Below are 26,610 nucleotides of genomic sequence, written 5' to 3' on the forward strand. Positions count from 1 at the left end.
GTTGCCGTCATCGGGGCTGGCTGGGCTGGCATGGCCGCGGCGATCGCCCACCGGCAGGCTGGCCGCCAGGTCACCGTGTTCGAGGCCGCGCGCACCGTAGGCGGCCGCGCCCGCGCCGTGCCGGGCGCGCTGCCCGATGGCACAGCGGCCACGCTCGACAACGGTCAGCACATCCTGATTGGTGCCTACACCGAGAGCCTGCGCCTCATGCGCCTGGTGGGCGTAGCCCCCACCACCGCGCTGCTGCGCCTGCCGCTGACCCTGCAGTTCCCCGACGGCCAGGGCCTGCAACTGCCCGACCTGGCCCCGCCGCTCGATGCGCTGGTGGGCATCGTGCGCGCCAAAGGTTGGGGCTGGCAAGACAAGGTCGCGCTGCTGCGCACGGCCACCGCCTGGCAGCTGCGCGGCTTTCGCTGCGCGCCCCACACCTCGGTGGCAGACCTGTGCGCCCCGCTCACGCCCCGGCTGATGGCCGAGTTCATCGACCCGCTGTGCGTGTCGGCACTCAACACCCCCGCACGCGAGGCCAGCGGCCAGGTGTTTTTGCGGGTGCTGCAAGACAGCCTGTTCAGCGGGCGCGGTGGTTCCAACCTGCTGCTGCCCCGCACCGACCTGGGCGCGCTGTTCCCCGAGGCCGCGATGCGCTGGCTGGTGCAGCAAGGCGGCCAGGTGGTCACCGGCCAACGCATCCAGCGGCTGGTGCCCCTGCCCAGCGGACGCTGGCAGTTAGCGGGGACTGTGGGCGCGGCGCACGGGGCGGAAGAACCCGACGCCTTCGACCACATCACCCTGGCCTCCCCCTCGTGGGAGGCCGCGCGTCTTGTCGACGGCCTTGCCAGCACGGCGGGCCTGACCGCTGCGGCCCGCTGGAGCACCACTGCCAATGCCCTGCGGTTTGAGGCCATCACCACCGTATACGCCCACGCCAGCGGCGCGCGCTTGCCCCTGCCCATGCTGGCGCTGCGCAACACGGCAGAGCACCCGGCACAGTTCGTGTTCGACCGGGGCCAGCTTGACGGCCAGCAGGGCTTGCTGGCGTTTGTGGTGAGCGCCAGCGATGGCGACCGGGCACTCATCGAGCAACAGGTGCTGCAGCAGGCTGCCGCGCAGCTGGGCCTGCCCGGCCTGCGCCCTGTGCAGACCGTGGTCGAAAAGCGCGCTACGTTTGCGTGCACCCCCGGCCTAAAGCGGCCCGCCATGCAGGTGTTGCCGGGGCTGACGGCCTGCGGCGACTATGTGGACGGGCCCTACCCAGCGACGCTGGAAGGTGCGTTGCTCAGCGGCACCGCCGTGGCAGCCTGCGCGGCGGCGGGCTGACACAACACCACCAGGGCCAGCGGGCCACCCCCGGGTAACTACCAAGCCCGCTGACAGCATTCCGAAAGCACGGCCCGGGCACCATGGCGCCACACGCATACCGCATGTGCCTTGTTCGCCTTTTGGCCTTCTGGCCTATCGTTTTGACGGAGACACCCCCATGCTTTCACACGAACACCCCGCCCTCTGGTCCCCCACCCGCCGCCACCTGCTGGGCGCCAGCGGCGCCTTGGCCCTGGGCGGCCTGCTGCCCACCGGTGCATCGGCCCAGGCGGCCTGGCCTTCCAAGTCAGTGCGGTTTGTGGTGCCGTTCGCTCCGGGCGGCAGCTCGGAGATCGTGGCCCGCTCCACCGCTGCCGAGCTGGGCAAGACGCTGGGCCAGAGCGTGTATGTAGACAACAAGCCCGGCGCCGCCGGCAACATCGCCATGGGTGAAGTCGCACGCTCGGACGACCAGCACACGCTGATCCTGGGCCACATCGGCACGCTGGCCGTCAACCCCTTCATCTTCGACAAGCTGCCCTACGACGCCAACAAGGACTTCAAGCCCGTGAGCCTGCTGGCGAAGGTGCCCAGCCTGTACGTGGTGCACCCCGACGTGCCCGCCAAGAATCTCAAGGAGTTCATCGCCTACGCCAAGAAGAACCCGGCCAAGCTCAGCTATGGCTCGGCGGGCAACGGCAGCGCGGGCCACCTGGCGTTTGAATACCTCAAGATGACCGCCGAGATCTTCATGCTGCACGTGCCCTACCGTGGAACCGGCCCCATGATGACCGACCTGCTCTCGGGCCGTCTTGATGCCGCTGCCGTGGGCGCTGCCGCCCTGCTGCCTTTCATCAAGGCCGGCAAGGTGCGTTGCATTGCCACCGGGTCGGCCAAGCGCCTGCCCCAACTGCCCGACGTGGCTACCGTGGCCGAACAGGGCTTCCCGGGCTTTGAGATGACGCAGTGGTACGGCATGCTGGCCCCCGCCAACCTGGCACCGGCCAACCTCGAAAAACTGGCGGCCGAGACCGCCAAGGCCGTCAAGGCCCCCGGCTCGCTGGAGCGCCTGAACGCGGACGCGGCCGAGGCCATTGGCGGCACGCCCGCACAGTTTGCGCAGTTCATTGCGTCCGAACAGGAGCGATGGAAGAAGGTGCTGCTGCGCGCGAAGGTGAAGCCAGACTAAGAAGCCCCCTGAGCCGCTTCGCGTCTTCCCCCTTGCTCTCGCCCCGCTGCGCGGGGCGGGAAGGGGGACGCATCCCGTGCGGCGGGGCGGCCCTTGCACGGCTGCCTGGCCTGGGCAGCGCGTGCGCACAGTGTGGCTGCTGGCGCCTGCGCGCCCTGACCGCTCCGCATTGAATGGCTCCACGCTGAATGCAAGCCCTGCGCCTTCCGCACAAACGGTAGCATCCCCCTATGCGCATCCTCCTGGCCGAAGACGACCACAACCTGGGCACCTGGCTCAGCCGTGCGCTGGAGCATGCGGGCATCCAGGTCGAATGGGTGAACGATGGCCGCCTGGCAGACCGCGCGCTGCAGCAGCACGACAACTACGACGCGCTGGTGCTGGACCTGGGCCTGCCCGGGCTGGACGGCCAGGCCGTATTGCAGCGCCTGCGCGACCGCGACCAGCGCCTACCCGCGCTGATCTTGACGGCGCGCGACTCGCTGGACGAGCGCGTGCGCTCGCTTAACGCGGGGGCCGACGACTTTCTGGCCAAGCCTTTTGAGCTGGCGGAGCTGGAGGCACGCCTGCACGCCCTGGTGCGCCGCGCGCGCGGCAACGAGCACCAGCGCCAGGCCTGCGGCGCGCTGGTGTATGACAGCGCCCGCAAGCAGTTCACGCTGCGCGGCGAGCCCCTGGCCTTGTCCCCGCGCGAACATGCCGTGCTGCGCGTGCTGGTGCAGCGCAGTGGCGAGCCGTTTTCCAAGCAGCAAATTCTGGACCGCGTGTTCACCGACGATGACGACGTGCACCCCGAAGCCGTGGAGGTGTTTGTGCACCGCCTGCGCAAGCGGCTGGACGGCAGCGGTGTGCGCATCACCACGCTGCGCGGCCTGGGCTACGCGCTAGAGGCTGACTGACCGATGGGCCTGACCGCACGCCTGCGCCGCGCCAGCCTGTGGCGCCTGCTGGCCATGCTGTTGCTGCCGCTGCTGGCCCTGGTGACGGGTGTGGAGCTGTGGATGACCCGGCACGATGCGCTGGAGGCTGCCAATGCAGCCTACGACCGCTCGCTGCTCGGCGCGCTCAAGTCCATCGACGCCAACATCTCCACCGCCTCGGGAGGCCTGTCGGCCGAGTTGCCGTACAGCATGCTGGAATTCTTTGAACTCACGGCCAGCGGCAACGTGTACTTTCGCGTGGCGTCGTCCGACGGGCTGGTGGAGCTGGGCAATGCAGACCTGCCCCTGCCCGCCGGGCCGCTGGAGCCCGGCGTGCCGCGTTTTTATGACGCCACCTACTTTGGCGAATCCGTGCGGCTGGCCGCCTACCGCCGCGCGCTGGAACGTGCAGAGCCTGCATCCACCGTGCTGGTGCAGGTGGCTGAAAGCACCCGGTCGCGGCAGGACTTCACCGACCGCTTTGTGCGCCGCGCGGTGCAGCGCGATGCGCTGGTGCTGGCCCTGATGGTGCTGGGCACTGCGGCATTGCTGGCCGTGGCGCTGCGCCCGCTGGCGCGGCTGGCGCGCGAAGTGCAGGCCCGCAGCAGCGACGACATGACCCCGCTGGCATCCAACGACCTGCCCGCCGACATCCGCCCACTGGTGGACGCGGTCAATCAGCAGATGGCGCGCACGCAAGACCTGGTGGCGCAGCAGCGGCAGTTTCTGGACGACGCCTCGCACCAGCTGCGCACCCACCTCACCACGCTGCAGATGCAGATCGACTACGCGCGCCGCGAGGGCGACAGCACGCAGGTGCAGCACACGCTGGCCGCCATCGGGGGCGAAATCGCCCGCGCCACGCGCAGCACACAGCAACTGCTGGCATTGGGCCGCAGCGACACGGCGGCGGTGGAGCTGACGCCGTTCGACCTGGCCGCGCTGCTGCGCACGGTGGCGCTGGAGCTGCTGCCCCAGGCGCGCGCCAAGCAGATCGATTTTGGCATCCATACGCCTGCCGCTGGCATCGAGGCCGTGGGCGACAGTGGCCTGTTGCGCGAGGCCCTGACCAATCTGGCCGCCAACGCCATCGCCTACACCCCGGCGCACGGCACGGTCACGGTGTCGGCCGCGGGTGACAGCCTGGGCTGGAGCATCAGCGTGGAGGACAACGGCCCCGGCCTGCCCGCCGACGAGCGCGACGCCCTGGGCCAGCGCTACCGGCGCGGCTCGCAGGCCACGGCGGGCGGGTCCGGCCTGGGGCTGGCGATTGCACGGTCGATTGCCGAGCGGCACCGGGGCAGCCTGCGGCTGCAGGCGCGCGCCGAGGGGCCGGGGCTTCTGGCGATACTCTGGTGGCCCCGCGCCTGACGCGGCCCGCTGAACCATTGAACGTTGCACACCCCATGCCGCAGCCCTTGCCCGCCACGCACCGCCTGCTGACCGCGCCTTGCAGCCGCCGCCAGCTGCTGCAGACGCTCGCGGCCGCCGCCAGCACTGGCGCGGGCCTGGCGCCTTTGCCGGCGGCAGCAGACGCATCCCGTGAGCCGGCGGAATGCATTGCGCCATCACGCCCCGGCGGCGGATTTGACCTGACCTGTGGCCTGGCCTCTCAGGCGTTGCAAGTCGTACGCCCTGGCCGCACGCCGCTGCGCACCCGCTACCTTCCCGGTGGCATTGGTGCGGTCGCATTTGACCAGGTGGCCACGGGCCGCCTGGGAGGGCCCGGCACGCTGGTGGCGTTCTCCAGCGGTTCGCTGCTCAACCTGGCGCAGGGCCGCTTCGGCCCGCACCCGGTGAGCGCCGTGCGCTGGATCGCAACGCTGGGCAACGACTACGGCGTGGTGGCGGTGCACCGTGACGCCCCCTACCAGCGCTTGCAGGACGTGGTCGCCGCATTGCAAAAAGATTCAGGCCGCGTGGTATTTGGCGCCGGCGGCACGCTGGGCAGCCAGGACTGGGTAAAGGCCGCGCTGCTGGTGCGCGCAGCGGGGCAAGACCACAAGCGCGTGCGTTTTGTGTCGTTTGAAGGCGGCGGCGAAGCGCTCAAGGCGCTGGGCGGCCGGCACATCGACCTCTTCACTGGCGACGCCGCTGAGGCCACCCGGGCCGCTGCAGAAGGCCTGCCGGTGCGCATCCTGGCGGTGCTAGCCCCCACGCGGTTGCCCGGCACCCTGGCCGCCCTGCCCACGGCCCGCGAGCAGGGCATTGACCTGCAATGGACCACCGTGCGCGGCCTCTACATGGCCGCCAGCGTGCCCGACGCAGTCGCCCACGCCTGGACGACTGCCCTGCAGGAAGCGCAGGCGGCACCCGGCTATGCCGCCCTGTGCGCCCGCCATGGGCTGTACCCCTTTGCGCTCAGTGGCGCCGCCCTGGACGACTATGTGCAGCGCAGCCTGGCCGACTATCGCCGCCTGGCGCAGGACCTGGGGCTGCGGTCCTGGCCGCGTTGAGCTGCGCCACGCACCACCTCGACTCTACGCTGGCAACACGCCAGCACCATGCAGTTCCGGCAACCCGGCGGGCCGATCGTCGGCAGGCAGCACGGCCGTGCGGCGCTCGGCCTCGGCATCTACCGCTGCGGGCAAAGAGGACTGCGCCACATAGGCTGTCAAGGTGTTGCGCCATTCTTCGTTCGACGCATCCATGGCACGCCGCATGCGTGCCAGCAGCCAGCCGGCCGCACCCACCGTCAAGGCCAACATGGCCAGCAGCCCGTACACCAGGGACGCCGGGAAATGCCCTGCATTCAGTTGCTCCACGCGCGCCAGCAATGCCAGCGTGGCCTGATGGTCCTGCTCGGCCTGCGCGCGCATGCGATCCACTTCCACCTGCAAGGCCTGCATGCGCGCGCTGGCAGTCCCTGCGCCGTCCAGAGCGTTGACCTCTGGGGTTGAAGCCGCTAGCGGCGTCAGCGCCGCACCGTCGGATGGAGCCCCTTCGCCCGAGGCGGGCGGCGTGACCAGCGCGGTCAACGGCTCCATCACCAGCCGGGGCTTGGCCGGGCCGGGCGCAGCAGTTGCCGCAGCCGGAGCCACCGAGGCGGTGGACGATGCCGACGCCTGTGCGGGGGGCGCTGCTGGGGTCTCGGGCGCCACGCTGGGCGCGGTGCTGGGTGGTTCCTGGGGCGCAGGCTGCGTCCCGCTGGTCGCACCGGCCATCGCCGCTGTGTCAGGGGACGGGGTGCGCGCTACAGGAGCCCCGGTAGACTTTGCGGCCACCCTTGCGCCCTTGCGGGCCACCCGGCTGGCGGCCAACACCTTGCGCGGCCGCGAGGGGCCCATTGCGGTTGCGGAGGACGCTTCTCCGGCAGCCACCCCAGCCGCCCGTGAGGGGGAGGCATCTGCCAACGGCACCTCCCAGGGAATCGCCACTGGCTTCAGCCCGGCCGCAACGGTGGCGGGCAGATCGGCCAGAAAGGTGTATTCGCGCATCACGCGGCCCGTGCAATGCACGGAGACCTGGGCGGTCAGCACCGGCTCGTCGGCCAAGTGGGAGGACTGCACCCGCAGCACCGGGTTGCGCTCCTGGTCGCCCGGCCGCACGCTCACCTGGACACGCCCCGCCGGCACAGCCGCATCGCCGGACACCAGCCGCACTTGCGGGCACAAGGCGTCTACCGACATGCCAGGGTCCAGCTGAACTTCAAAGCCCAGGTCGATGGGCTGCCCCAGCCACACCTTGCCTTGCGGCGCGCCCAGGGACAGGGCTTCCGCCGCCTCGGCCAGCAGCCCCAGCAGGGCGACGATCAGGGAGTTACGCAGCATCACAACCACCTCCTGCCATTGCAATTAGTTTCTACATGAAACAAAACACAACGGAAAGAAATGAATGCGCAGGCCTCAGTGCCAAGCCCCGCAAAGCACGCAATCTAGAGCGCGGGGCATTGAGCAGCAGGCCGCCTGGGCGGCTATCGCTCCAGCCACCACTGGATCACCACCTTGGCCAGGAACCCCAGAAAACCCACGCCCAGCCCCAGGAAGATCACGAACGTACCAAAGCGTCCGGCCTTCGATTCCCACGCCAGCTGCCCGATGATGAACAGCATGTAGGCAATGAACGCCCCCACCCCGTAGGTAAGGAAGAAGCCCGAGATCTGCGCCTCGGTAAATCCAAAAATCACGATGTCCCTCCAGGCCGACGCACAGAGGCATTCGGTACAGCGGGGGCCACCAGGTCACGCTCGGGCAGGCTGGATGCATCTACCAGGTCGCGGTACGCGTGCCAGCTGGCGTGGCCCAGCATGGGCATCACAGCGATCAGGCCCAGCAGCAGCGATCCCAGGCCCAGCAAGGTAAAGCCCAGGATGATGGCAGCCCAGAACGCCATCGGCAGCGGGTTGGTGATGACCGCCTGCCAGCCGGTGAGCACGGCCTGCAGCAACGTGGCGCGGCGATCCAGCAGCAGCGGCATGGCCACCACGCTGGATGCAAAAATGGGCGCGGCCATCAGGCTGCCCAGCGCCAGCCAGATTTCAAACAACCAGCCGTCCCGCGCCATGACCACATGGCGCAGAAAGTCGAGCGGCGTCTCGATGGGCACGGGCGCCAGCAGCGTAATGAGCGCCGCCGAGGTCATGACCCAGCCCGAGGCGGCCAGCGCCAGCAGCGCCCCGAACTGCAGCATGCACCAGTAGTCTCTGCCCCATTTGTTCACATGGCTGTTCTGCCAGTTGAGCCAGGTCTTGAGCACCACGCCCAGGTTGGCGGCCTCGCCACGCTCCAGCGCGCGGCTCAGCGCATACAGGCTGGTGGCCAACACCGGCGCCACCACCAGAAAGCCCGACAGAGCCCCCGCCAGCAGCCAGAAGCGGTGGTGGGCCACCGCAAAGATGGCGGCGCCAAACAGGGTTAGCGCCAGGCCATGCGCAAAACTGATCCAGCCCGCCCGCGCCATGTCGCGCCAGGCCAGCACCAGCCAGGTCATGGGCTGCATCAGGCCGATGGTGCGGATGGCAGGTATTGGTGGGGGAGTACGGGGCATGGTGGGAGGGGTCGCTGAGCGACGATGGAGTGTGACCTGATCGGGCCGCAGCTTCAACCGCCGCGCGCCCAAACCTTGACCTGAGGCAAGAAACCGAACCCAGTAGAACCCGTCAGGCCAACAGCCGGCACAGCGCGGTCAGGCTGTCCACCGTGGCATGGGGCGGTGTGTCGTCGTGCGGCCAGGGGTGGTTGGCACTGTTGATCCACACCGCCTGCATGCCCGCGTTCAGCGCGCCCTGCGCATCCAGCGTGGCGTCGTCGCCCACGTGCAGCACCTCGTGGGGCAGCACATCCACGGCCGTGGCGGCCGCATGGAAGATGCGCATATCGGGCTTGGCGATGCCAAAGTCCGACGCGCTGATGCTGTGGCGAAAGTAGTGGCCGATGCCAATGCGGTGGATATCGGCATTGCCGTTGGACACCGCCACCACCGGGTAGCGCGCCGACAGGAAGGCCAGCGTGTCGTGCGCATCGTCAAACAGCTCCACCCGCTGGCGCTCGGCAAAGAACAAATCAAACGCCGGTTCGGCCAGCGCGGGCTCGTCACCGGCCTGCGTCAGCGCCAGCCGGATGGACTCGCGCCGCAACGCGCTCAGGTCGCCCTTCAGGTCAGGGCGCAGGGTCACCATCTGGTTGCGGATGGCGCGCAGGGCCTCGGTGTCCGAGAAGAGTGCCGCCGTGGCGGGCGCGTGGTGGGTCAGCCAGTCCAGCAGCACACTTTCGGCCCGCGTGATGGTGGGCCAGATGGGCCAGAGCGTGTCATCCAGGTCGATGGAGATCGCACGGATGCGGGAGGTATCCAGAGAGGGATTTGGCACAGGGCGCACCTGAAGGATGAAGGCGAAAAAGAGGCCCCGGCGATGCGCCGGGGCGAGGGCCGCAAAGCATACCGCAGGCCCTAGGGACCCTCTGCACAAATCAGCGCGCCGTGTGCATCAGCGGGCTCGGGCGGTCTGCCGCGTTGCAAATACTCGCAATAGCTACCGCTATTGCTGCGTTTTGCGCCTTGCAGCCCTTCCCGATCCGCTGCGCCCACTTGGCCAGCGAGATTCGTGCAGAGGGTCCCCGGGGATGCAGCGCGTTCAGTCTGTGGATGAAGCGCCCGCAGGCCCCAACGAAGATCCGCGCACCACCAGCAGGCCCGGCAGCAGGCTCTCGCGTGCAGGGCCTTCCAGGCCGTTGATGCGCTCCAGCAGGCACTGCGCCGCGCGTTGCCCGATGGCATCGGTGGGCTGTGCCACGGCGCTTAGGCCGGGCCGGATCAGCGACGCCCACTCAGGGTCGTCAAAGCCCACAAAGCCGAGCTGTTGCCCAAACGTCCACCCCATGCGCGACACGGCCGCAGCCACCCGCAGCGTGACCACCGAATTGCCCGCCACCACCGCGCAGCGCTCGCCGGGCCGGGCCTGCCGCAGCAGATCGGTGAGTGCCTGGTCCAGCACCTCATCGCCCTGCTCGGCCGCCAGCTCCAGCACCGCGCCGCGCACCGCCGAGCCCTTGGAGGACACCAGCGCACGGAAGGCCTCCGTGCGCTCGATGCGGGAACTCACGCCCAACAAGGGCTGGGTGATGTAAAGCAGGCGCTGCCAGCCTTGCTGCTGCAGGTGGGCACAGGCTTCGCGCATGGCGCCCTGGTTGTCCAGCGAGACGAAGTCTGCCGCCAGCCCGGCGTGGCGCCGGTCCACCAGCACGGCGGGCTTGCCGTGCAAGGTGTTCACATCCGCCTGCCCCTCGCCCTGCCCCAGCGTGTTGAGGATGAAACCATCCACCTGGTAGCTGGCCAGCGCGTCGATGGCCGCGCGCTCGCGCTCGCGGTCGTTGCCCAGGTTGAACAGCATGACCAGGTAGCCTGCATCCTGGCAGGCTTTCTCGGCGCCCCGCAACACGGCCACCGAATAGGGGTTGGTGATGTCGGCCACCACCAGGCCAATCAGGCGCGAGCGGCCATGGCTCAGCGCCTGGGCCATGGGGCTGGGCACGTAGGCCAGCTTGGCGATGGCGGCCTCAACCCGCGCCGCAATGTCGGGGCTGAGCAGGCGTTCACGGTGGTTGAAGTAGCGCGACACCGTGGCCTTGGACACCCCGGCCTCAGCCGCCACATCGGCAATGGTGGGGCGGGCGCGGGGCGTGGCGGAGGATGCGGGTGTCGGCGGGCTCATGCGGGTACGGGGTTGTACACAGCGGCGGGCCGTTCGCCCGCCAGAGCCTGCAGCAGGTTGGTGGTGGCCAGCGCCGCCATGGCATGGCGCGTGTCGTGCGTGGCCGAGCCGATGTGGGGCAGCGGTGTCACGCGCGGGTGGGTGCGCAGGGGCGACGCCAGCGGCAGCGGCTCCGTGGCAAATACATCGAGCCCCGCTGCGCGCAGCGGGCCATGGTCCAGCGCGTGCAGCAGGTCTTGCTCCACCACCGTGGCGCCCCGGCCGCCATTGATAAAAATAGCGCCGCGCTTCATGGCGGCAAACAGTTCGGCGTTGACCATGCCCCGCGTGCTGTCCGACAAGGGCAGCATGGCCACCACAAAGTCTGATTGCGCCAGCAGCGCGGGCAGTGGGGTGTGGACGGCCTTGCCCTCCAATTCAGGGGCTTGGGCTGCCAGGTCCACCGGGCGGCGGGCGTGGTACATCACCGGCATGCCAAACCCCAGTGCGGCGCGGCGCGCCACGGCCTGGCCAATGCGGCCAAATCCGAGCAGGCCCAGCGTCTTGCCATGCACATCGCTGCCAAACAGGTCTTCTCCAATGTTCTTGGTCCACCGGCCCTCGCGCACCAGCTGCGACAGCTCTACCAGCCTGCGGCTGGTGGCCATAAGGAGGGCAAACACCGAGTCTGCCACCGTTTCGTCAAGCACTCCGGGGGTGTGGCACAGCATGATGCCGCGCGACTGCAGCACGTCCAGCGCGTAGTTGTCCACGCCCACCGAAATGCTGGACACCACCTGCAGCCGGGGCGCACGCCCCAGCACGGCGGCATCGATGGGAAAGCTGGAGCCGATGAGCCCGTGCGCCTGTGCCAGCGCGGCATCGAATCGCGCACGTTCATCGGGCTTGCGCGGGTCGGCCACGGTCACGTCGTGCATGGCGGTCAGCCGCGCGAGCTGGTCGGGCGGCAGTTCGCGAAACACCAGCACCTGTTTGCGCGCGGGGCTTGTGCTGCCGTCTGTTGAAGGTAGCGTCAGGCTCACAGGCCCGCCTCCTGCAGTTGTGCGCGGGTGGGCAGCCCCTCGGTGTCCCCCAGCACCTGCACGGCGCGCGCGCCAATCCAGGCGCCCCGGCGCACGGCGGCGGGCACGGGCAGGCCTTCCAGCAGCGCGCTGATCACGCCCACCGCAAAGCCGTCGCCCGCGCCCACGGTGTCTACCACCTGGGCCACGGGCACGCCGGGCACGCGGCCGGTGCCGGCCACATCGCTGTCGTAGTAAGCGCCCTCGGGGCCAAGCTTGACCACCACGAGCTTGGCGCCTCGCTCACGGTAAAAGCGTGCCACACCCTCAGGGGTGGTCTCACCGGTCAAAAATACGCCCTCTTCCATGCCCGGCAGCACCCAGTCGGCATAGGTCGCCAGGGTGTTGATCCAGTGGCGCATGGTCTCGGGCGACGACCACAGCGTGGGGCGCAGGTTGGGGTCAAACGAGATGGTGCGGCCCGCAGCGCGCATCACCTCCAGCGTGCGGATGGCCGCCTGCAGGCTGGTGTCAGAGATGGCGGCAAACACGCCTGTGGCATGCAGATGGCGCGCGGACCGCAGCCAGGGCTCGTCCACATCGGCGGGACCCATCTGGCTGGCGGCGGAGCCCTTGCGGTGGTATTCCACCTGCGGGTCGCGGCCATCGGTCACTCGCTCCTTGAACTGAAAGCCCGTGCGCTGTGTGGCATCGCACACCACGTGCGAGCAATCAATGCCCTCGCCCTGCATGGCGGCCAGCAGCGCGCGGCCCATCGAATCGGTGCCCAGGCGGCTGGCCCAGCCTACCTTCAGGCCCAGGCGCGCCAGGCCAATGGCCACATTGGTCTCAGCCCCGGCTGTGCGCTTGTGAAAGCCGGTGGCGTTCTCCAGCGGACCGGGCTCGTTGGCCACCAGCAGCAGCATGGCCTCGCCAAACAGTGCGACGTCAAAAGCCGGGGCGGTCATGCGGCCTCCCGTGCAGCGCGGATAAAGGCCACCTGTTCGCGCGTGACCGCCACCAGGTCGTCACCCACCAGCGGGTATTCAATGGCATGCGGCACATCGGCTGGCAAGGCACGCAACACGGCGCGCCAGGGCGCCACCGAATCGGCCAGCGGCACCGCCACCCACTTGGCGGGCAGGCGCTGCACGCCCTTGCAGTGCACATAGCGCACATAGGGTGCCAGTGCCTGCGCGGCCTGCAGCGGGCATTCGCCCTGCCAGTGCCAGTTGCCCATGTCAAAGGTCATGCCCAGATCGAGCCCCGCCTGCGCCTGGGTTGCAAAAAAGGCCTGCATGGCCGCCAGCGTGCCAGCGGTGGCGGTCTGGTCGTTCTCGATCACCAGCTCCACCTGCGGGGCGGCCTGCAGCAGGGCCTGGAGGCGGTGCAGCGAGGCATGCGACGGCGAGCCAAAGCCGCCAATCGACATCTTCAGGCGTGGCGCGCGCAGCACCTGCGCGGCCTGCACGCCACGCGCAAGGGCTGCTTCATCCAGCGCGCCCTGCGGGGTCCACAGGCCTTCAGGGCTGGAGTACACCGCCGCCCGACCCGCCAGCGCGGGCAGCTCGGTGGCTGCGTCGCGCAGCAGCTCGCCACGCACCTCCACGCCATCCGCGCCCGCTTGCTGGGCCAGGTCGGTGCACCACAGCTGGCCGTGGCGGCCGGTTTCGGCCGCGCCGAAGGAGGACAGGGAAATCAATACCTTCATGTGTTTCTTTCAAGCTCTGCCCACCAGGGCAGAGGCCATCAACCGCACGACGTGCCGGGTCTCAATGTGCGTGGTGGGAAGTCAGGATCTGGCCCAGGAACTGCCGTGTCTTGTCGTGCTGCGGCTGGCCGAAGAACTGCTGCGGCGGCGCCTGCTCCAGGATCTTTCCGTCGGCCATGAAGATCACCCGGTCGGCAACGCTGCGGGCAAAGCCCATTTCGTGCGTCACGCACAGCATGGTCATGCCGTCTTCGGCCAGGCTGATCATGGTGTCCAGCACTTCCTTGACCATCTCCGGGTCGAGCGCCGAGGTGGGCTCGTCAAACAGCATCACCTTGGGCGCCATGCACAGCGCCCGCGCAATGGCCACGCGCTGCTGCTGCCCACCCGACAGCTGGCTGGGGTGCTTGTGCGCCTGCTCGGGGATGCGCACGCGGGTCAGGTACTTCATGGCCACTTCTTCGGCCTGCGCCTTGCTCATGCCGCGCGATCGCATGGGGGCCAGCGTGCAGTTTTCCAGAATGGTCAGGTGCGGGAACAGGTTGAACTGCTGGAACACCATGCCCACTTCGGCGCGCACGGCATCCACGTTCTTGCCGCCAGCGGTCAGGTCGATGCCATCGACCTCGATACGGCCCTTTTGCACCGTCTCCAGCCGGTTGATGCAGCGAATCAGCGTGGACTTGCCCGAGCCCGATGGCCCGCAGATCACGATGCGCTCGCCGGGCCGCACCGACAGGTTGATGTCGGTGAGCACCTGGAAGCTGTCGTACCACTTGTTGACCCCTTCCATGCGGATGATCGGCGGTGTGCCGGGGGCGGTCGTGACTGCGTCGCTCATCAATGGCTCCTTATCGTTCAGGCCGGCTTACTGCAGCTTGGGCAGGTCGGCGCCCAGCCACTTTTGGTACAGCTTGTTCAGCTCGCCATTGGCGGTGTTGCGGGCCACAAAGTCGTTCACGGCCTTGGTCAGCTCGTCCTGGCCGGGGCGCAGGGCAATGCCCATGGCTTGCTGCAGCAGGTTGAACTTGTTCTCAAACGTGTTGGCGGGCACGCGCTTGGCGATCTGCGCGGCCACGGTGACCGAGCAGCCGATCGCATCGACCTGGCCCGAGATCAGTGCCTGCATGGCCGATGCGTCGTCGTCAAAGCGGCGGATTTCGGTGCCCTCGGGCGCGGCCTTGGTTACTGCCACGTCTTGGGTGCTGGCACGGGCCACGCCCACGCGCACGGTTTTCAGATCGGCAGCGCTCTTGATGTTGGCGCCGGTCTTGCCGTACAGCACGATGGTCGCGGCCGCGTAGGGCTGCGAGAACTGCACCTGCTTGGAGCGCTCGGGCGTGATGGCGAGCGAGGCCACCAGCACATCAACCTTGTTGGTCAGCAAAAACGGAATGCGGTTGGGGCCGGTGACGGGCACGATGTTGGCCTTCACGCCCAGGTCCTTGGCCAGCAGCTTGGCCACGTCGGCGTCGTAGCCGTCGGGCTGGTTTTGTGCGTTGGTGGTGCCGTAGGGCGGAAAGTCCACCAGCATGCCGATGGTGATCTCGCCCTTCTTCTTGATGTCGGCCACGGACTGTGCCGAGGCCAGCGGCGCAAACGCCGTGAGGGCGGCACCCAGGCCCAAAGCAGCCAAAGCGGCGGTAGCGGTGCGGCGTTGCAAAGAAAAAGTCATCGCATGTCTCCTGGTGGTTGGTGTGAACGAGAACAGAAAGAAAAAAGAAGGTTGCGGCGCGTGGGTCAGCGCGCCAGAGCACGGGCGCGCTTGCGCTCCATGCGTGCGGCCAGCAGCGACAGCGGCCAGCAGATCACGAAATACAGCGCGGCCACGGTGGTGAACACATGCAGCGGCTGAAACGTGGCGTTATTGATGATCTGCCCCGCCCGCGTGATCTCGGTAAAGCCGATGATGGCCGCCAGCGATGTGCCCTTGATGATCTGCACCATGTAGCCCACCGTGGGCGGCAGCGCAATCTTGAAAGCCTGGGGCAGCACCACAAACCGCATGCGGGCCACGTACTTGAGGTTCAGCGCCTGGGCGGCCTCCCACTGGCCACGCGGCACGGCCTCGATACACCCGCGCCAGATCTCGGCCAGAAAGGCCGCGCTGTTGAGCACCAGCGCCACGCCCGCCGCCACCCAGGGGTTGATGTCAAACCCCAGCACCGGTGCGCCAAAGAAAATGAGGAACAGCTGCAGCAACAGCGGCGTGCCCTGGAACACCTGGATGAACACCCGCGCCGCATTGCGCGCCGCCGCGTTCTCTGAGGTGCGCGACAGCGCCACCACCAGCCCCAGCAGCGCACCGCCCACGAAGGCAATGGCCGACAGCGCCAGCGTCCACTGCGCGGCCTGCACGATGAATAAAAACTCGGAGAGTCCGAAGGTACGCATGGCAGGTCTTCCTCAGCGACGGTCGGGGTAATTCAGCATGCGCTGATAAATCAGCTTGAACAGCGCAGAGAAACTCAGCGCCAGCGCCAGGTAGATGGCCGTCACCACGATGTAGATCTCAAAGCTGCGGAAGGTCTGCGACTGCAGGTTGGCCGCCACCGAGGTCAGGTCGTCCGCCGAGATCACCGACACCACGGCCGAGCTGAGCATCAGCAAGATGAACTGGCTGGTGAGCGCCGGGTAGATGGCCTTGAGCGCGGGCTTGAGGATGACAAACCGGAAGATCTCCCACGGCTTGAGGTTGAGCGCCTTGCCCGCCTCGATCTGCCCCTTGGGAATGGACTCGATGCCCGCCCGCACGATCTCTGCCGCATAGGCCCCCAGGTTGACCACCATGGCGGTGAGCGCAGCCGTGTAGGGCGACCAGCGCAGGCCGATGGATGGCAGCGCAAAGAAGAAGAAAAACAGCTGCACCAGAAACGGCGTGTTGCGGATGACCTCGATGTACGCGTTGATCAAAAACCGCAGCCAGCCCGGCCCGCCGGTCTTGCCCCAGGCGCAAAAGATGGCCACCACCAGCCCCAGCAAGGTGGCGGTGAGCGACAGCTGCACGGTGATCCAGGTGCCCTTGAGCAGCAAGGGCCACGCGGCAAACACGGCATCGAACTGGAACTGGTAATTCACGGTGGACAGTCGTTATTCCAAAGTGGCGCCAGTTTATGAAACCGGTTTCATAACCACATCAGGGAATACCCGATGCACCCCAAAAAGGGGCTAACAACGCATGAAGACGCTGTATCCCGCTCTGGTCTCACAGGCAGTGGTGCGCCAGGCCGCAAATAGGCTCCCAGCCCGCACTGGCTCGGCGCGTGGGTGAAAATGCCGCATGCCTTCCTTCCACCCCGAACCCCCTTTCACCCACGGCCAGGCCGACCGCACTGCCGTGCTGCTGTGCAACCTGGGCACGCCCGACGAACCCACGGCCCCGGCCGTGCGCCGGTATTTGGCGCAGTTCCTGGGTGACCACCGCGTGGTGGAGATTCCCAAACTGCTGTGGATGCCCATCCTGCACGGCATCATCCTGCGCACGCGCCCGGCCAAGTCGGCCGCCAAATACGCCAGCATCTGGACGCCCGAGGGCTCGCCCCTGGCGCACTGGACGGCCAAGCAGGCCACGCTGCTGCGCGGCTGGCTGGGCGAGGCGGGCCACGCGGTGCTGGTGCGCCACGCCATGCGCTACGGCAACCCGTCCATCGCCAGCCAGCTCGATGCCCTGAAGGCCGAGGGCGCCACGCGCATCCTCATCCTGCCGCTGTACCCGCAGTACTCCGCCACCACCACAGCCAGCGTGTTTGACGCCGTCTACACCTGGGCCGCCGCCACGCGCAACGTGCCCGAGTTGCGGTTTGTGAACCACTACCACGACGCCCCTGGCTACATCGACGCCCTGGCCCGCACCATCGAAACGCACTGGAAGCACCACGGCCAGCCCGACCAGCTGGTGATGAGCTTTCATGGCGTGCCCGAGCGCACTCTGCACCTGGGCGACCCCTACCACTGCGAAGCCCGCAAGACTGGCCGCCTGCTGGCCGAGCGCCTGGGCCTGCGCGAGGAGCGCTACAGCATCACCTTCCAGTCGCGCTTTGGCAAGGCCAAGTGGCTGGAGCCCTACACCCAGCCCACCATCGAGGCGCTGGGCAAGGCGGGCACGCGGCGGGTGGACGTGGTGTGCCCCGGCTTCACCAGCGACTGCCTGGAGACGCTGGAAGAAATCAACATGGAAGTGCGCGAGGCCTTCTTGCACGCGGGCGGCAAGGAGTTTCACTACATCCCCTGCCTGAACGACAACCACCACTGGATCACGGCGCTGAGCCGCGTGGCCCAGCAGCACCTGGCTGGCTGGCCCACCGAGGCCCCCACTGCCGCCGCACTGGCCGATGCGCGCAGCCACGCGCTGGCCGGTGGTGCGCCCGCCGGGGTATGCCCGGTTGCGCATTGATGCAGTTGCCTCTGCAGACGCCCATGCCATTGCGCATCCGAATGGGAAAGCGAATGGCACCGGGCGGCCTGCACACCCAGCGCCATTCACTACATTATTGATAGCAACCAGGGCATATTGCACTAGCGCATCTGCCCGTTTTGGCTCATATTTTGGTCGCCAGGTGCTGCACGGCTGCCTGCCACGCCCTCCGCACCGCCCTTCTGCCCTTACGCCCTTTCGCCCTCCTCCACCCACATCAATGCCCGCATTTGCCCTTGCCCCCCACCAGTTGCGTCTGACCATTGACCCCGCCACGCTGGGCTTTGCCAGCACCGCCGAGCTGCAAGACCTGCCCCTGCCCTGGATCGGGCAAGAGCGCGCCCAGGCAGCCGCGCAATTTGGTCTGGCCATGCAGCAGCCGGACTACCACCTGTTTGTGCTGGGCGAAGTGGGCAGCGGGCGCGCGTCATTGCTGCGCCAAGCCATGCAGGCCGAAGCCGCAAAACGCGCCGTGCCCCCCGACCTGTGCTACCTGCACCACTTTGACCAGCCCGACCGCCCCCGCGCGCTGCGCCTGCCTGCGGGCGAAGGCCGCCTGCTGCGCCAGGGCATGGCCGACATGGCGCGCAGCCTGCAGGCCGACATCCCCAAGCGCCTGACCAGCCCCGACTTCAAGGCCGAGGCCGAGCGCATCGAAAAAACCTGGCAAGCGCAAGAAAACGAAGCCTTTGCCGCGCTGGACGCATTTGCCGAAGCGCGCCAGTTCCGCCTGAGCCGCGAGGCCGGGCACATGGTGTTCACCCTCACCGGCCCCAAGGGCCAGCCGCTGACCGAAGGCGAAGCGCGCGCCCTGCCCCGCGAGCGCCGCGCCGAGATCGACGCCGCCGAGCTGGAGCTGCGCGCCGAGATCGCCAAGTTTCTGGAAACCACCCGCCCGCTGGAGCGCACGCGCGACGACGCCCTGGCCGCCCTGCGCCGCCAGACCATCAAGCCCCTGGTGGAGCACGCACTGCACGGCATCCGCCAGGGCCTGCGCAAGCAGATCAAAGACGCCGTCAAGCTCACGCAGTGGCTGGACCAGGTAGAGCGCGCCGTGCTGGACCACATCGACCTCTTTGAGCCCGGCGACGCCGACCAAGGCCAGGACGCCGAAGACGACCGCAAGGACGCGCTGGACGACCTGCTGGCCCGCTGCCAGGTGAACGTGGTGGTGGACAACCACGGCCGCACCAGCGCCCCTGTGGTGGTGGAAGACAACCCCACGGCCCGCACCCTGTTTGGCAGCATTGAACACGGCGCCGACGCCGACACCGTGCAGGCCGACCACGCCAGCATCCACGCGGGAAGCCTGCTCAAAGCGCATGGCGGCTTCATCCTGCTGCACCTGCACGACCTGGCCGCCGAAGAAGGCCTGTGGCCGCGCCTGCGCCGCTTTCTGCGCTGTGGGCGCCTGCAGATCGAGGACGGCAGTGGCGGCGGCGGCCCCGCCCATGCGCCCGGCGGGGCCGGTGCACTGCAGCCCGAGCCGGTGGACGTGGACGTGAAGATCGTGCTGATCGGATCGGTGGAGGAGTACTACGCCCTGCAAGAGGCCGACCCCGACGCCGCCCGCCGCTTTCGCGTGAAGGTGGACTTTTCAGACCGGTTCATCGCCACTCCCGGCACCCACCAGTCCTCGGCCATCCTGGTCGCGCAAGTCTGCAAAAAGCGCGGCCTGCCCCACTTTGCCGCCGGTGCCGTGGCCCTGCTGCTGGAGCAATCACACCGCGAGGCCGACGACCAAGGCCGCCAGAGCGCGCGCTTTGCCCACACCGAAGCACTCGCCATCGAAAGCGCCGCCCTGTGCCAGGCCCGCGCAGGCACCGTGGTGCAAGCCGCCGACGTGCAAGCCGCCCTGGCCGCCCGCACCCTGCGCCACAACCAGCCCGAAGAAGAACTGCACGAATCCATCACCGAAGGCGAGCGCCTGATCACGCTGCAGGGCTCCATCACCGGCCAGATCAACGCCATGACGCAGATCGACCTGGGCGATTACCGCTTTGGCTTCCCCGTCCGCATCACCGCGCGCACCTTTGCCGGGCAAGAGGGCCTGCTCAACATCGAGCGCGAGGTCGATATGTCCGGCCCCATCCATGACAAGGGCGTACTCATCCTGCACAGCTACCTCACCGCGTTGTTCAGCCACGTCGCGCCGCTGGCGCTCAACGCCTCCATCGTGTTCGAGCAGGAGTACAGCGGCGTGGAAGGCGACTCCGCCTCGTGCGCCGAGCTGTACGCGCTGCTGTCCAGCCTGTCAGGCCTGCCGCTGCGCCAGGGCATTGCCGTGACCGGCGCATTGAACCAGCACGGCGAGGTGCTGCCCGTGGGCGGCATCAACGAAAAGATCGAAGGCTGGTTCCGCGCCTGCGCGACGGCGGGGCTGGACGGCACCCACGGCGTGCTGATCCCCGCCCGCAACCAACGCCACCTGATGCTGGACCGCAGCCTGCTGGACGCGGTGCGGCGCGGGCTGTTCCACGTCTACACCATGGGGCATGTGAGCGAGGGGATTGCGCTGCTGACGGGCGAGGCGTCGGGCATGAGCCCGGCGGAGTTGCTGCAGGCGCAGGCCGATGAGTTGGCCGGCGGTGCCGCCACGGTGGAGGACACGGTGATGCAGCGGGCGGAGGTGACGCTGCGGGCGTATCGGAAGGCTTGCCAGGTGGCGGGGGGTGCGCGGAAGGGGCGAGGGGTACGGGGGCGGTAGAGAGGTCCGCGACACACCGAATCGAAGGTTGGGGTACCGGCAGCCAAACAGCGTTAGTAGTCAGCAACCGTCGAACGAGCACTGTCGGCCGAGCGCATTAAGTGTCGCAGCCTAAAGCGGGCGCTCAACGCTCGACATAAGAGGTGGCAAGACAGCGCAACCGACATCTCCTCAACGGGATTATCTGGCTACGAACCCATCGGGTGGAGCAAATCGGGCGCCGGATTCAGACAACACCTTAGACAAATTGAGCGCCTGGGCGGAATCCTCGAAAGGAATCGTGGAGATCACCACCGAGGTGGAGCTACCGAGCAACAGGTCGCCCAATGCCTCGCAGCCATACCCCAGCGGAGTCGCACAGTGAATATGTGCAATGAGCCCGTCGAAGTAAAAGCGAAACGTCGGCAACGCGACTGGGGAGCCATTCGACATATACGGATTCGGCAAGTACTTGACGTCGCGAATCGGAGCGTGGTTGTGGACGACCCCCTTTGTTGAAAGTTGCGTCAGTTGAACCGGGAAAAAGCTCAATGGAGATTCAAGCGAACCCAATATTTCGTCGCGCAGTACCGCAAGATCTTCAGGTGAAACCGTAATTTCGCTGAACTCGTCTCTATCGCTTGCAGCCGCGCGCCAGAGAAGGCTGTGAAAGAAGAGGCGAAGCCGCTTCGTATCCATGTTCTCAATAGATCTGATACCAAGAGACTTGAAGAAGATGGTGTTCAGTTCTCCTAGTTGCTGATCGCTCCTCCATCCGCTCCAAACCAAACGATGCTTCCGAAGCTCGGAAATCGCCCAACTGTCCAAGTCAGAAAGATATCTCTCGCCGTCCGCCGTCACAAGTGCCGAGTCGTACCAACTCGTCCAGCGTCGGGTAGGAGGCCGGCCTTCCTCATACTGAAACAAGGGACGTCCTCGCACAGAGGGTCGCGTTAGCGCTTCAGGGATGATGTGAGACGCAACGAAAGGGCCTGTCTTGCCGGTAAGCTTGCAAGTTCCCTCGGTTGGAGCCTGGTCGTTATGCATTGTTGTGCGCGGCTTGGCGCCTAACGTAGACATCATCGGGCCACAGCGTCAAGCCAACTCATGTCACGGCCGTCCCTTACATCCACGACGCCACCCAGACGCCGAGCCTCTTCAACACGTTGCCGAATCTTGCGTTCCGGCTTGTCATTGCCCCAGTCAGGATTAGTGCGGTGAAACGCCCGCGTGTATAAGGGTACGAAGCACGGGAAGCACTCCCTCTCTTCTTCCCAGAGCTGCTTGATCTGTGACGTGTGCAATTCCAGGCGATCAAGAGGCACGTCGTACCCCTCAATTTCGAACGCAGCCACGATCTGCCAACGTCTCAGAGAGCCGAAGCGATTTGCGTCTTCACGCCTACGGACCCACGCGAGATCGATTTTCTTCTCGAACAGCCGGTTGCGGGGAGCAACGCAGAACTCCGCCACGACGTCGAGGTTTCGGCGTACGCCTTCTCGGATCAGGGTCGAATAAAGGTCTTCAATTGTTACCATGCCGCAGCTTCTTTCGATGATGTCTGACGTGATGCATCCCGCAGGACTTGCGGGGTAAATGCTGAGCCTTGCGGAATATTCTAGACACTGCATGGACTTACGGTCGGCGTGCTCCGAACTACAAGCCAGCGGCTACTAATCAAAGCCAGCTTTGAAACAGTTTTTCCTCAATGGTGTTTTTGAGGAAAATCCGACATTAGGCATACTTCCGAAACCGCTGTATTTACGGTCAAACGTTCAGACGATGGGCCAAGCCCTTAATGCAGATCCGATATAACTTTCGATTTTATCTTAGTTGAATCAAGGAATTTTTAAATCCACAATTCAAGCGGCGCAGCGCTTGCAGGCGCAGACCGCAAGCCACCAATACAGAATGTAGTTTTTACACTCCGCACGACCCAGCTCTACCGAAAGATTTTTCAATTTATATTACGCAAAATTCATCATGGCTTCCGATCCAAAAACACTTGAAGTCAACTATCGCGAAGCACTCGACAAGTTTGAACGACTAGTCCTAATTGCAGTCAGTTTTTCTGATTCATCCGGTGGAATTCATACAACCACCCTGGGCATTGAAAGTACGAAAATCTACACTCGAATAACGTTAAGTGCAATGTCAATCAATGCACTGCTGCCAAGAAACAAAATCAATAACACTGGCCTTTGGGACTTTCCATCAGTTGCCACATTGACCCGTGCTTTGATAGAGACATGTCACCGTCACCTCTATTTGAGCCAACCAGGGTTGAGCGAGGATGAATCAGCATTTCGGATGGATCTATATTTCTATCACATGAATTCCGAAAAGTACCGACTATACAAAGAATTCGGCGCAAATCAAGAAATACTAAACAGCTTCGAAGAAAACCTACCTCGCGCAAAATCCAAAATAATAGGATCTACGACATATTCCAAACTTGCAAAAGTAAAAGCAGATAAAATTAAAAGAGGACATTCCGACATGTACCTCACAGATGACGAAGTGGCAGAGCATTTTTCTTTGATTGGAGGTCATTTCAAGCCCATCTACCGACTGCTTTCAAATCATTCCCACGGCTCTCCATTTGCAACGTATTCGCAGTCGAACGAGCGTGGTCGGGGGGTGGAAAATGAAGCAGAGAAGAGCTACCTCATACTTATGCTTGAATTGCTAAACCAATACCTAAGCCGCACCACACTCGCACAGGTTGCGCTGCTATCAATTGAAAACACCAACCCGAAAGGTTTTGAGTATGCCCAGGAGATTTTCAGCGCTGAGCGCGCCTAGTACGGTGGTCAACATGACCACCGACGGGGCACACATTCTGAAAAGGTTGCGCCGCGCGATTGCTGCCTAGCCCACGTTGAGCGTCAGCTTTGCAAAGCGGCACCGATCTGTCCTATCCCAAAAACAAGCATTGATCAGATCGGAATCAAAACGTCGAGCACGCGCTAAGCCACGTCGCCCCGCCCCCGCAGCCACGCCACCACATCCCCCGTCACCTCATCCCGATTCGTCTCATTCAATATCTCATGCCGCGCCGCCGGGTACAGCTTGACTGTCACATCGGCCACACCGGCATCCCGATACCGCTGCCCCAGTTGCTCCAACAAGACGCCGCCTGCGGCCAACGGGTCTGCGTCGCCGGATGCGATGAGGATGGGCAGGTCGCTGCGAATGCGCGCGAGTTGTGCGGGGTCGGCCAGTCGGGGCGCGGGGGCGAAGAGTGAGGGGATCACATCGGGCGGCACGTCCCAGCCGCACCACGGGTCGGCCACGTAGGCATCGACCTCGGCAGCGTCGCGCGACAGCCATTCGTAGCCGGTGCGGTGCTCAAAGCCTGCGTTGAATGCCGCGAGCCCAGCGGGCGCATCGGCGGGGGCGTTGGCCATGGCGGCGGCAAGCAGGTCGAGGGCGGTGGAGCCTGACAGGATGACGCCAGACCAGGTGGAAGAATGGTCCAGGATGGCCGCCTGCGCTGCGAACGAGCCCATGGAGTGGCCGAACAGGAACACGGGCAGTTGCTGCCCATGCTGCGCGAGCAGCAGTGCGCCGAACTGGGCCACGTCGGCAATCAGGCCGCCGAAGCCTGCGCTGCCAAAGTCACCCAGCTTGCCACCGGCCGTGCGCCCGTGGCCGCGATGGTCCACGGCGTGGACGATGAAGCCTGCGGCGTTCAGCGCCCGCGCAAAGCGGTCGTAGCGCTCGCCATGCTCGGCAAGGCCGTGGGAGATTTGGACGACGCCTACCGGTTGGCCCGGGGTTTCGGCCCAGGTGTAGGTGGTGACCCGGGTGCCGTCGGCCTTGGACTGGAAGGAGGAGGTGGTGGTGCTCATCGGGTCATTCTGGCACGGGGTCTGGCCAGCGCGCCACGATGAAATTGCCACTAGCGTGGCCGCCACCGCTTTCAGCGTGGCGCGCGGGCCGCCTGCAGTGCGGCGCGAATTGCGCTGACCACGGCTTCGGGCTTCTCCAGCGGAATGCCGTGCCCGCTGTCCACCCACACCTGGGTGGAGCCGGGGTAGAGGTGGGCGAAGTCGGCGCGCTTTTGGCGCACATCTTCGGCCAGCGCAGATGAAGCCCCCGGGGTTTGCAGTGCGCTGAGCACAAACACGGGCACCGATGGGTCCACCGGCAGGCTGGCAACGCGTTGCCCGGTGGCGTCCAGCGCTGCCAGCTCTTGTTTGACCACGTCTGAGGTGCCCAGACGGAAGGCGACTTTCAGCCAGGTCGGCCACAGGTCGGGGTTGCCAGCGCCACGCATCTGCTCGGGGTGGGTGGAGTCCACCAGCACCAGCGCGGCCACCTCTGCGGGGTATTGGCGCGCATACAGCTGCATGTACAGGCCGCCCAGCGAATGCCCGACCAGCACATAGGGCGGCGGTAGCTGGCGGGCCCTGAGCAAGGCCCGCAGCTCTTGCACTACCTGCGCCCCATCGCGCGGCTGGGGGGACGCATCGCTGCGGCCGTAGCCCGCGCGGTTGTAGGCCAGCGCGCGGGTTTCTGCCACGGTGTCGGGCCAGACCTTGGACCACCAGTCCAGCCGGGCGCCCAGCCCATTCTCAAACACCACCACGGGGGTGCCCTGCCCTGCCTGGATGTATTCCACCGTGCGCCCGTCCACCGTGTCGGTGGTGGCGCCGGGCAGGCTGGCGCAACCGCTCAAGCAGACTGCCAGCAGAAGGCTGGCCCAGTGCCATGGCTTCATGGTGCAAGGCCCGTTGCAGACAGGGATGTGGCCCGCAGGCCAAAGCGGTGCGGTGCCATTCAGCAGCGCCCTGCCGTGCGCAGCACTGCATTGCATTCTTTGGGCGCACTGCGGCCCTGTGGCTGGGCTGCCGCTGCCGGTGCCTGTGCGCCGCCGTTGCCCGCGCTGCCCACCATGGCGGTGCAGATGGCGTCGGAGTGGGGTGTCTGGCCGAAGGTCATGGCCTTCTGAAAGCCCGTTACTCCGTACACGTAGCACCGGTAGCTGGCGCCGTCGCGGGTGTTGACGGTGTAGTTGATGCGGCCGCCGGTTTCCTCCTGCCGGTCGGTGATGGTGAACTGGCCTGCCGTGCGGCCAATGGCTTGCCCCGTGCGTTGCTCCAGGCCCGCCTGGTCGAGGGTGGACGCGCAGCCGGCGAGGAATGTCACGGCTGCGACGAGGCCAGCGACGTGCGTGAGGGACAGGGGGTGGTTGCGGTTGTTCATGGTGTGAATGGCAGTGATGGGAGGTTGTGGGTGAGCGGTCGAAGCCGTGTGGGCAAAGAGGTGGGTGATGACGGCAGGGCCGCAGCAGGGCAAATGTCAGGGCGCCCTTCTGCAGTCCATGGGATGAGCGCGGGGGCCCGGCAGCACATCTGTAGGCAAAGCTCCGCCCTGCGGCCTTGCAAAGCCGCCAGGCTGTGTTGCAGGGGGTGGGTAAAACTCAGCCCGGCTTGCGGGCCACGATGAAGGCGCGAATGTCCTTGCCGCGCGTGCCGTGCCGCTCGGTGCAGACGATTTGCAGGCCCTGCTGCACCATGGCCGAGCGCAGCCGCTGCTCGTCAAAGCACAGCACCGGCGGGGCCTTGCCAATGGCGCGCATCAGGGGCACGGCCAGGTAGGGGATCAGCGGGTTCATCTCGGCAACGCAAGCGGTCTTGGAGATCAGCAAACCACCCGGGCGCAGCACCTTTGCCAGCTGCCTGAGCGCGTCGTCCAGGTCGGTCATCAGGTGCAGCACGTTGAAGGCCAGCACTGCGTCATACACCTCGGGCCCCGGGGCCATGGCCTCGGCGTCGGCCACAGCAAAACGCAAGGCGGGCGACGGCTGCGCGGCCAGCCGCTGGTGGGCGATGGCGATCATCTGCGACGACACATCGGTGGCCAGCAGGCTGCGGGTGAAGGGCGCCAGGCGCAGTGCCGTGCTGCCGGTGCCGCAGCCAATCTCCAGCACGTCATGCTGGGGCGACAGCAGGCCCTGCACGCGCTGCAGCGTGGCCTCGTACCCAGCGAGGTCGGCAATGGGGTCGGTGGCGTACTTGGGTGCAATGCGGTCCCAGAACCGTGCCTTGGCGGACGCAGCCGACGGGTTGGCGGCGGAGGGCAATGCGCGGGAGGCGGGAGCAATGGCAGAAGACGACATGGTGTGCAGACCGGGTGAAGAGCTGAAGCAGCGAAGTACAGAGGTGCAATGAGCAACACACAGATGCTATCCATGCATTGAAGCGCAGGAAACTGCGATAAATTGCAGTGAACATA

26 protein-coding genes are annotated in these 26,610 nt (G+C 66.3%); 8 read left to right on the forward strand and 18 right to left on the reverse strand.

Annotation, left to right across the window (positions count from 1 at the left end):
* Nucleotides 1–30 precede the first annotated feature (30 nt).
* From hpnE to ACOYR4_RS15675, 5 genes are all read left to right on the forward strand, one after another.
* A complete protein-coding gene (hpnE, locus tag ACOYR4_RS15655; RefSeq protein WP_422847247.1) occupies nt 31–1,317 on the forward strand; it encodes a hydroxysqualene dehydroxylase HpnE in 1,287 nt (428 codons plus the stop codon).
* A 160-nt stretch (nt 1,318–1,477) separates the two neighbouring features.
* On the forward strand, nt 1,478–2,488 hold the full coding sequence (locus tag ACOYR4_RS15660) for a tripartite tricarboxylate transporter substrate binding protein (RefSeq protein WP_343736413.1): 1,011 nt from the start codon (nt 1,478–1,480) through the stop codon (nt 2,486–2,488).
* Between the two features lie 230 nt (nt 2,489–2,718).
* Nucleotides 2,719–3,387 (forward strand): response regulator, encoded by a 669-nt coding sequence (locus ACOYR4_RS15665; RefSeq protein ID WP_015014896.1) that lies wholly within the window; start codon nt 2,719–2,721, stop codon nt 3,385–3,387.
* A 3-nt stretch (nt 3,388–3,390) separates the two neighbouring features.
* Complete coding sequence (locus tag ACOYR4_RS15670) at nt 3,391–4,779, forward strand: sensor histidine kinase (protein ID WP_422847248.1); 1,389 nt, start codon at nt 3,391–3,393, stop codon at nt 4,777–4,779.
* Between the two features lie 35 nt (nt 4,780–4,814).
* Nucleotides 4,815–5,864, forward strand: a complete 1,050-nt coding sequence (locus ACOYR4_RS15675; RefSeq protein WP_422847249.1) for a tripartite tricarboxylate transporter substrate-binding protein — start codon at nt 4,815–4,817, stop codon at nt 5,862–5,864.
* Nucleotides 5,865–5,888: 24 nt separating this feature from the next.
* Here ACOYR4_RS15675 and ACOYR4_RS15680 read toward each other — a convergent pair whose 3' ends face one another.
* From ACOYR4_RS15680 to ACOYR4_RS15735, 12 genes are all read right to left on the reverse strand, one after another.
* Nucleotides 5,889–7,178, reverse strand: a complete 1,290-nt coding sequence (locus ACOYR4_RS15680) for a type IV pilus assembly protein FimV (RefSeq protein WP_422847250.1) — start codon at nt 7,176–7,178, stop codon at nt 5,889–5,891.
* A 143-nt stretch (nt 7,179–7,321) separates the two neighbouring features.
* Nucleotides 7,322–7,534, reverse strand: coding sequence for a DUF2788 domain-containing protein (locus tag ACOYR4_RS15685; protein WP_110961089.1), 213 nt, complete (start codon nt 7,532–7,534; stop codon nt 7,322–7,324).
* Complete coding sequence (locus ACOYR4_RS15690; protein WP_209820021.1) at nt 7,531–8,394, reverse strand: DUF2189 domain-containing protein; 864 nt, start codon at nt 8,392–8,394, stop codon at nt 7,531–7,533. Before ACOYR4_RS15690 ends, ACOYR4_RS15685 begins: the two co-directional genes overlap by 4 nt.
* A 112-nt stretch (nt 8,395–8,506) precedes the next feature.
* Nucleotides 8,507–9,214, reverse strand: coding sequence for an HAD-IA family hydrolase (locus ACOYR4_RS15695; RefSeq protein ID WP_422847251.1), 708 nt, complete (start codon nt 9,212–9,214; stop codon nt 8,507–8,509).
* 264 nt (nt 9,215–9,478) lie between these two features.
* A complete protein-coding gene (locus tag ACOYR4_RS15700; protein WP_309825061.1) occupies nt 9,479–10,555 on the reverse strand; it encodes a LacI family DNA-binding transcriptional regulator in 1,077 nt (358 codons plus the stop codon).
* Nucleotides 10,552–11,577: a 2-hydroxyacid dehydrogenase gene (locus tag ACOYR4_RS15705; protein ID WP_422847252.1), complete on the reverse strand. Its 1,026-nt coding sequence runs from the start codon at nt 11,575–11,577 to the stop codon at nt 10,552–10,554. The genes ACOYR4_RS15700 and ACOYR4_RS15705 overlap by 4 nt, the downstream gene beginning before the upstream one ends.
* Nucleotides 11,574–12,524, reverse strand: a complete 951-nt coding sequence (locus tag ACOYR4_RS15710) for a sugar kinase (protein ID WP_142081163.1) — start codon at nt 12,522–12,524, stop codon at nt 11,574–11,576. Before ACOYR4_RS15710 ends, ACOYR4_RS15705 begins: the two co-directional genes overlap by 4 nt.
* The gene (locus ACOYR4_RS15715; RefSeq protein WP_422847253.1) at nt 12,521–13,267 is read right to left on the reverse strand and encodes a sugar phosphate isomerase/epimerase family protein; all 747 of its coding nucleotides are present in this window, start codon (nt 13,265–13,267) and stop codon (nt 12,521–12,523) included. The genes ACOYR4_RS15710 and ACOYR4_RS15715 overlap by 4 nt, the downstream gene beginning before the upstream one ends.
* A gap of 61 nt (nt 13,268–13,328) precedes the next feature.
* Nucleotides 13,329–14,108 (reverse strand): amino acid ABC transporter ATP-binding protein, encoded by a 780-nt coding sequence (locus tag ACOYR4_RS15720; RefSeq protein WP_060984970.1) that lies wholly within the window; start codon nt 14,106–14,108, stop codon nt 13,329–13,331.
* A gap of 27 nt (nt 14,109–14,135) precedes the next feature.
* On the reverse strand, nt 14,136–14,942 hold the full coding sequence (locus ACOYR4_RS15725; RefSeq protein WP_056747112.1) for a transporter substrate-binding domain-containing protein: 807 nt from the start codon (nt 14,940–14,942) through the stop codon (nt 14,136–14,138).
* Between the two features lie 65 nt (nt 14,943–15,007).
* Complete coding sequence (locus ACOYR4_RS15730; RefSeq protein ID WP_015014909.1) at nt 15,008–15,661, reverse strand: amino acid ABC transporter permease; 654 nt, start codon at nt 15,659–15,661, stop codon at nt 15,008–15,010.
* Between the two features lie 12 nt (nt 15,662–15,673).
* Nucleotides 15,674–16,345 carry an amino acid ABC transporter permease gene (locus ACOYR4_RS15735; RefSeq protein WP_056064535.1) on the reverse strand — a complete coding sequence of 224 codons (672 nt, stop codon included), beginning with the start codon at nt 16,343–16,345 and terminating at the stop codon, nt 15,674–15,676.
* Nucleotides 16,346–16,547: 202 nt separating this feature from the next.
* Here ACOYR4_RS15735 and hemH point away from each other — a divergent pair, with 202 nt between their 5' ends.
* Both hemH and ACOYR4_RS15745 read left to right on the forward strand, forming a co-directional pair.
* Entirely contained in the window at nt 16,548–17,660 is a 1,113-nt protein-coding gene (hemH, locus tag ACOYR4_RS15740; RefSeq protein ID WP_422847254.1) for a ferrochelatase, read from the forward strand.
* Nucleotides 17,661–17,901: 241 nt separating this feature from the next.
* The gene (locus ACOYR4_RS15745; RefSeq protein ID WP_422847255.1) at nt 17,902–20,388 is read left to right on the forward strand and encodes a Lon protease family protein; all 2,487 of its coding nucleotides are present in this window, start codon (nt 17,902–17,904) and stop codon (nt 20,386–20,388) included.
* A gap of 180 nt (nt 20,389–20,568) precedes the next feature.
* Here the strand turns inward: ACOYR4_RS15745 and ACOYR4_RS15750 are convergent, their stop codons facing one another.
* Nucleotides 20,569–21,195, reverse strand: coding sequence for a hypothetical protein (locus ACOYR4_RS15750; protein ID WP_422847256.1), 627 nt, complete (start codon nt 21,193–21,195; stop codon nt 20,569–20,571).
* A 251-nt stretch (nt 21,196–21,446) separates the two neighbouring features.
* Complete coding sequence (locus tag ACOYR4_RS15755; RefSeq protein WP_422847257.1) at nt 21,447–21,905, reverse strand: hypothetical protein; 459 nt, start codon at nt 21,903–21,905, stop codon at nt 21,447–21,449.
* A 445-nt stretch (nt 21,906–22,350) separates the two neighbouring features.
* Here ACOYR4_RS15755 and ACOYR4_RS15760 point away from each other — a divergent pair, with 445 nt between their 5' ends.
* Nucleotides 22,351–23,172, forward strand: coding sequence for a DUF5677 domain-containing protein (locus tag ACOYR4_RS15760; protein ID WP_422847258.1), 822 nt, complete (start codon nt 22,351–22,353; stop codon nt 23,170–23,172).
* A gap of 164 nt (nt 23,173–23,336) precedes the next feature.
* On the opposite strand, the gene ACOYR4_RS15765 is transcribed toward ACOYR4_RS15760, so the two are convergent.
* From ACOYR4_RS15765 to ACOYR4_RS15780, 4 genes are all read right to left on the reverse strand, one after another.
* On the reverse strand, nt 23,337–24,221 hold the full coding sequence (locus ACOYR4_RS15765; RefSeq protein WP_422847259.1) for an alpha/beta fold hydrolase: 885 nt from the start codon (nt 24,219–24,221) through the stop codon (nt 23,337–23,339).
* Nucleotides 24,222–24,292: 71 nt separating this feature from the next.
* Nucleotides 24,293–25,093 carry an alpha/beta fold hydrolase gene (locus ACOYR4_RS15770; RefSeq protein WP_422847260.1) on the reverse strand — a complete coding sequence of 267 codons (801 nt, stop codon included), beginning with the start codon at nt 25,091–25,093 and terminating at the stop codon, nt 24,293–24,295.
* Nucleotides 25,094–25,152: 59 nt separating this feature from the next.
* Nucleotides 25,153–25,578: a hypothetical protein gene (locus tag ACOYR4_RS15775; RefSeq protein ID WP_422847261.1), complete on the reverse strand. Its 426-nt coding sequence runs from the start codon at nt 25,576–25,578 to the stop codon at nt 25,153–25,155.
* Nucleotides 25,579–25,795: 217 nt separating this feature from the next.
* Entirely contained in the window at nt 25,796–26,494 is a 699-nt protein-coding gene (locus ACOYR4_RS15780) for a class I SAM-dependent methyltransferase (RefSeq protein WP_015014930.1), read from the reverse strand.
* Nucleotides 26,495–26,610: the final 116 nt, after the last annotated feature.

The sequence above is a fragment of the Acidovorax sp. M14 genome, from assembly GCF_049331375.1.
Classification (GTDB): domain Bacteria; phylum Pseudomonadota; class Gammaproteobacteria; order Burkholderiales; family Burkholderiaceae_C; genus Acidovorax.

Excerpts from the sequence above, each read along its gene's own strand:
- hpnE (WP_422847247.1), top strand. The coding sequence starts at position 31 with ATGGCCGCGGCGATCGCCCACCGGCAGGCTGGCCGCCAGGTCACCGTG.
- ACOYR4_RS15660 (WP_343736413.1), top strand. The coding sequence starts at position 1,478 with ATGCTTTCACACGAACACCCCGCCCTCTGGTCCCCCACCCGCCGCCAC.
- ACOYR4_RS15665 (WP_015014896.1), top strand. The coding sequence starts at position 2,719 with ATGCGCATCCTCCTGGCCGAAGACGACCACAACCTGGGCACCTGGCTC.
- ACOYR4_RS15670 (WP_422847248.1), top strand. The coding sequence starts at position 3,391 with ATGGGCCTGACCGCACGCCTGCGCCGCGCCAGCCTGTGGCGCCTGCTG.
- ACOYR4_RS15675 (WP_422847249.1), top strand. The coding sequence starts at position 4,815 with ATGCCGCAGCCCTTGCCCGCCACGCACCGCCTGCTGACCGCGCCTTGC.
- ACOYR4_RS15680 (WP_422847250.1), bottom strand. The coding sequence starts at position 7,178 with ATGCTGCGTAACTCCCTGATCGTCGCCCTGCTGGGGCTGCTGGCCGAG.
- ACOYR4_RS15690 (WP_209820021.1), bottom strand. The coding sequence starts at position 8,394 with ATGCCCCGTACTCCCCCACCAATACCTGCCATCCGCACCATCGGCCTG.
- ACOYR4_RS15700 (WP_309825061.1), bottom strand. The coding sequence starts at position 10,555 with ATGAGCCCGCCGACACCCGCATCCTCCGCCACGCCCCGCGCCCGCCCC.
- ACOYR4_RS15710 (WP_142081163.1), bottom strand. The coding sequence starts at position 12,524 with ATGACCGCCCCGGCTTTTGACGTCGCACTGTTTGGCGAGGCCATGCTG.
- ACOYR4_RS15715 (WP_422847253.1), bottom strand. The coding sequence starts at position 13,267 with ATGAAGGTATTGATTTCCCTGTCCTCCTTCGGCGCGGCCGAAACCGGC.
- ACOYR4_RS15720 (WP_060984970.1), bottom strand. The coding sequence starts at position 14,108 with ATGAGCGACGCAGTCACGACCGCCCCCGGCACACCGCCGATCATCCGC.
- ACOYR4_RS15725 (WP_056747112.1), bottom strand. The coding sequence starts at position 14,942 with ATGACTTTTTCTTTGCAACGCCGCACCGCTACCGCCGCTTTGGCTGCT.
- ACOYR4_RS15730 (WP_015014909.1), bottom strand. The coding sequence starts at position 15,661 with ATGCGTACCTTCGGACTCTCCGAGTTTTTATTCATCGTGCAGGCCGCG.
- hemH (WP_422847254.1), top strand. The coding sequence starts at position 16,548 with ATGCCTTCCTTCCACCCCGAACCCCCTTTCACCCACGGCCAGGCCGAC.
- ACOYR4_RS15745 (WP_422847255.1), top strand. The coding sequence starts at position 17,902 with ATGCCCGCATTTGCCCTTGCCCCCCACCAGTTGCGTCTGACCATTGAC.
- ACOYR4_RS15755 (WP_422847257.1), bottom strand. The coding sequence starts at position 21,905 with ATGGTAACAATTGAAGACCTTTATTCGACCCTGATCCGAGAAGGCGTA.
- ACOYR4_RS15760 (WP_422847258.1), top strand. The coding sequence starts at position 22,351 with ATGGCTTCCGATCCAAAAACACTTGAAGTCAACTATCGCGAAGCACTC.
- ACOYR4_RS15765 (WP_422847259.1), bottom strand. The coding sequence starts at position 24,221 with ATGAGCACCACCACCTCCTCCTTCCAGTCCAAGGCCGACGGCACCCGG.
- ACOYR4_RS15770 (WP_422847260.1), bottom strand. The coding sequence starts at position 25,093 with ATGAAGCCATGGCACTGGGCCAGCCTTCTGCTGGCAGTCTGCTTGAGC.
- ACOYR4_RS15775 (WP_422847261.1), bottom strand. The coding sequence starts at position 25,578 with ATGAACAACCGCAACCACCCCCTGTCCCTCACGCACGTCGCTGGCCTC.
- ACOYR4_RS15780 (WP_015014930.1), bottom strand. The coding sequence starts at position 26,494 with ATGTCGTCTTCTGCCATTGCTCCCGCCTCCCGCGCATTGCCCTCCGCC.